This is a genomic window from Vagococcus sp. AM17-17 (assembly GCF_003471765.1).
Classification (GTDB): Bacteria; Bacillota; Bacilli; order Lactobacillales; family Vagococcaceae; genus Vagococcus; species Vagococcus teuberi.
In genome coordinates, this window is record NZ_QRJY01000027.1 from 1 (window position 1) to 4,118 (window position 4,118).

Here is a 4,118-nt window from a genome sequence, read left to right on the forward strand (position 1 = left end):
AAGGGAAACAGACACCACTAGTCGTGGTGTGTTGATAGTATCAACGTTTCCAGAGATAGCATTTTTTTTCGTGTGGCACACAGTTGGCACACAGAAAAAATGACTTGGTTGATTAAAAATATAACAAAAGGATCTAGTTTTATAATTCTTAAAGTTATCTTCTTTTTGCTATTCCTTTTCTGTTGCAAGTATAGAGTTTGTCCGGACAAACTCATTATTTTAACTCTGCTTATCCAAAAAAGCTTGACTAGTTAGAGTTAATTTTTGGGAGGACCCAATCCCCTTTTTTATTTTTTTAGTGAGTGCTGCTTACTTCAATTTAAAAATTATTTTAGAGAAAGAGGGATTGGGAAACTTCCCAAAAATTGAAAAGAGCCTAACCGATTTTGAGGTTAGCTCGATTCAAAAAACTGGTTTGACCGGTCAGACCATATGCTTGCAAAAGAAAAGTCTAGCCCTCCCTGCCTTAAAAGTAAAAAATTAAAAAGGAGGTTAAGTCACATGGAAAAAAGAGAAAGAAATGTCCAACGTCTCATTCGATTGACACAAAAAGAGAGTGATTATATTCAACAAAAAGTAGCTCTTAGTCGATTAGGAACATTCCAATTATATGCCCAGACGATGTTGATACAAGGTGAGGTAGTCAGTGTCGATTACTCCGAGTTATTGTCTCTTGTTAGAGAAGTCAAACGAATCGGTGTCAACATCAATCAAGTGGTTAAACTTGCCAATGAGTTCTCCGAAATATCAACGCAGGACATTCACCAACTCACTAACCAGCTAACTGAATTAACTCAATTAGTTGATGACACATTAAAACAAGAGACAACCAAACACACCAAACAAACGGAGGTGGATTACTTTGGTGTATACAAAACACTTCCCAATAAAAACATTTAAAAACTTACAACAGGCTGAACGTTATATTCAAGATGCGTTAAAAGTTTCTGTCCCTGAGAACGATAGAGAGAGTATTCATTTAGATAATTTATTTCAGTACATGGTGGCAGATGACAAAACACTAATGAAACAGTTGGTGTCGTCTCATGGTATCGTATGTGTCCAAAATGCGTACGAAGAATTCAAACTGACTAAAATGAGATTTGAATTTTTACATCAAAAAAATTTTACTTTTTCACCTGAGTCAGGTCGTTACCAGCCACCCACTCTAACGGATATTGAAAAAAATGGAAAGGTCTTGGCACGTCATTTCATTCAGTCCTTTTCTCCTGAAGATGATTTAACACCTGAACAAATTCATCAGATTGGACGAGAAACAATGTTAGAGTTTACAGGTGGCGAGTATGAATTTGTGATCGCAACTCATGTCGATAAAGCACATATTCATAATCATATTCTCGTTAACACAACTAATATGAATACGGGAAAGTCGATGAAATGGAAAATCCCTCGACAAAAAAATGGGAAACAAAAAGATGTCTCATTCGCAGAATTTGAAAAAGTCTCTGACAAAATAGCTTCAAAGTATGGGGCAATGATTATCGAAAAGTCCCCACGTAACTCTCACAAAAAATACACGATGTGGCAAACAGAATCCATCTACAAAACGAAAATAAAATCACGATTGGACTTTTTGATGGCTCATAGTTCATCCATAGAAGATTTTAAAGTGAAGGCAGACGCACTTCACCTTGAAGTTGACTTTAGTAAAAAATGGGCGACCTACAAGTTATTAGATGAACCACAAATAAAAGTCACTCGTGGTCGAAGTTTAGTTAAAAGTGATCCTGAAAAATACAATGAAGACCGACTCATTGACATCATTAATCAAAACACTGGAACATTTAGCGTGGAAGACGTCGTCAATCAATATGAAGAGTCGGTGGCGAAAAAAGAAAGTGATTTTGATTATCAAGTATTAGTTGAACCGTGGCAGATATCACATAAGACAGATAGAGGATATTACTTAAATGTTGACTTTGGATTTGATAACCGAGGGAAACTATTTGTGGGAGCATATAAAATAGATGCCTTAGATGATGGAAACTACTTTCTTTACATTAAACGAAACGACCGATTTTATTTCATGAGTGATCAATCCTCCGAACGAAATCGATACATGACTGGTGAAACACTTGTCAAACAACTAAAGCGATACAACGGTCATACTCCGTTGAAAAAAGAACCTGTGATGTCGACTATTAATGAGCTGGTCGATGCGATAAACTTTTTAGCTAAGAACAATGTCACAGAAGGACGTCAACTGTCTTTACTGGAACAAAAATTAGAAGAAGCATTTCATGAAGCAACAGAAACCGTTCAAGAGTTATCTGATAAAATCATTGAATTACAACAGTTAAGTAAGTTGTTGTTGGATGTTGAGTTGTCCGATGATAAGGAAGCGGGACTAAATCGATTAAAAGAACTCATGCCGTTGGCAGATGTCGATGACCTAACTTTTTCTGATGTCGAGGCAGAAGTACAATCTGTTTCAAAAAGTCGAGACTTCCTGAAGGAACGACTCGATACGTTGGTCAAAGAGATTAACCAGGTACATACGATACAAGCTGTCGCAAGTAAAAAAGAAGAACCAGAGAAAGGAATTTCCCTATGATGTTTTTTCCTATGGGGTTAAGATGGGAAGCGATTGAATAATGAGCTTTCCATTGAGTCGCCGACAGCGGTGGTGGCGGTCGGAGCAAGGCGACTCACAGGCGGACACAAAAAGAGACACGTCAAAACCCTTGATGTAGCTAGGTTTTGACGTGTGTTTATGGTATAATAAAAGAGTAGAAAAGTTAATGACGGTAGCTACAACTTATCTGAAAGTGTGGTGGTGCATATGAATGTACAATCAAACTCTAAAGAAAGGAGTAGCATTTTTGTCTGTTGCAGAAGCAATCGGCTTAATGATAAGTTTCGGCTCTTTGGTCGCAACTTTGATTTTTGGCGTATTGAATGTAACGAAAAATGACAAAAAATAGACCGTCATTACTTTAGCCAGTAAACGGTCTATTTAGAAAATTATTGAGCTACTGTCTTTAACAGTTCTACATTAGGGGCGTATTAGTCGTACGTCCCTTACAAATTGATTATACCATAAATAAATGAGATTTGTTAATCAAAACACTGTATAAAAAGGATTTCCTTTTATACAGTGTTTCTTTTTAGCTAATTTTTTTGATGTATTTTTCCCACTGAATGACTGCCTGTGAGATGTTGGTCGGCACTTCTTCTCGGTTACGTTTTCCTTGTATCTGTACAACATGTTGATTAGCATATTCCATAGTGAAATATGGTTTATTTGGTTTATCTTTTTGACGGATAAACACAATCGTTGTCTGACCTTTTGCGTGGCGGTCTAAATGATTTTGATTACCAACGCAATGTCTTAACTTGTTTCCCTCATCAACAATCTCTTGTAGGTCTTTTGGTACAAGAAACACAAACTCATCTATCTCTTTATCATACTTTTTGATTTGTGATAATCGTTTTTCGTAGGTTTGACGTTTGAGTTCTCGTTCTAATTGATTGATGGTATCAACTGCTTTATCATGAGCTTTTTGTAAGTCTTTTGGAAACAACATACTATCATCTAACGGTGTATCTAGCTCCTGCTACATATTAATATAGTCTAAATAGTAACTAATAGAAAAGTTTGAGAACTTTTGTTTTTTTATATAATTTAGAAATTTCGTTCGTTTGATGGCTTTCGGTAATTTTCGCATTTGTTTGTAGTGGACCAAGTGACTGACACCGTCTACCATTTTTCCATGATGTTTTTGTACATCGAGTTGTAACATTATTTCATTGAATGATTTGTCTGAATTTTTTAATAACGACTTATGACGTTTTAACCATTTTTTTGTGATAACTGACATATCAACTGTACTAAAATAGTCATTTCCATAAGGCAACTTACCAGTAAACATGATACTTTTGGATAGAGAATGATTGCCGATTTTTTGTAGGTACTCAATTTCTTCTCGATACTTGTAAATTCTTTCAATATTGTATCGTTGGATAGGTGGCAAATCAAGGTATCTCATGTCTTGGTTTTTTTTGAGTGTTGACTGCCAATCATTCGGATAAAAAAGGGTACGTGTGTATGGACTACTCATATATCCGTAGTTTGCGACTAGTCCGTTATACCAGTT

General features: G+C 35.9%; 4 protein-coding genes and 1 pseudogene. 3 read left to right on the forward strand and 2 right to left on the reverse strand.

Annotated features, from left to right (window positions below):
• Positions 1–501: 501 nt before the first annotated feature.
• The 3 genes from mobC to DW196_RS10880 all read left to right on the forward strand — a co-directional run bounded on the left by mobC (position 502) and on the right by DW196_RS10880 (position 2,945).
• Positions 502–900 (forward strand): plasmid mobilization relaxosome protein MobC, encoded by a 399-nt coding sequence (gene mobC / locus DW196_RS10870; RefSeq protein ID WP_118251274.1) that lies wholly within the window; start codon positions 502–504, stop codon positions 898–900.
• Positions 863–2,575 (forward strand): relaxase/mobilization nuclease domain-containing protein, encoded by a 1,713-nt coding sequence (locus DW196_RS10875; RefSeq protein ID WP_118251275.1) that lies wholly within the window; start codon positions 863–865, stop codon positions 2,573–2,575. The genes mobC and DW196_RS10875 overlap by 38 nt, the downstream gene beginning before the upstream one ends.
• A 232-nt stretch (positions 2,576–2,807) precedes the next feature.
• Complete coding sequence (locus tag DW196_RS10880; RefSeq protein WP_118251276.1) at positions 2,808–2,945, forward strand: putative holin-like toxin; 138 nt, start codon at positions 2,808–2,810, stop codon at positions 2,943–2,945.
• A gap of 183 nt (positions 2,946–3,128) precedes the next feature.
• On the opposite strand, the gene DW196_RS10885 is transcribed toward DW196_RS10880, so the two are convergent.
• Positions 3,129–3,548: a PcfJ domain-containing protein gene (locus DW196_RS10885; RefSeq protein ID WP_233541959.1), complete on the reverse strand. Its 420-nt coding sequence runs from the start codon at positions 3,546–3,548 to the stop codon at positions 3,129–3,131.
• Between the two features lie 30 nt (positions 3,549–3,578).
• Positions 3,579–4,118 (reverse strand): annotated as a pseudogene (locus DW196_RS11645) (hypothetical protein); the annotation flags it as partial.

Coding starts and splice junctions, on each gene's coding strand:
- DW196_RS10885 (WP_233541959.1), bottom strand. CDS start 3,548: ATGTTGTTTCCAAAAGACTTACAAAAAGCTCATGATAAAGCAGTTGAT.
- mobC (WP_118251274.1), top strand. CDS start 502: ATGGAAAAAAGAGAAAGAAATGTCCAACGTCTCATTCGATTGACACAA.
- DW196_RS10880 (WP_118251276.1), top strand. CDS start 2,808: ATGTACAATCAAACTCTAAAGAAAGGAGTAGCATTTTTGTCTGTTGCA.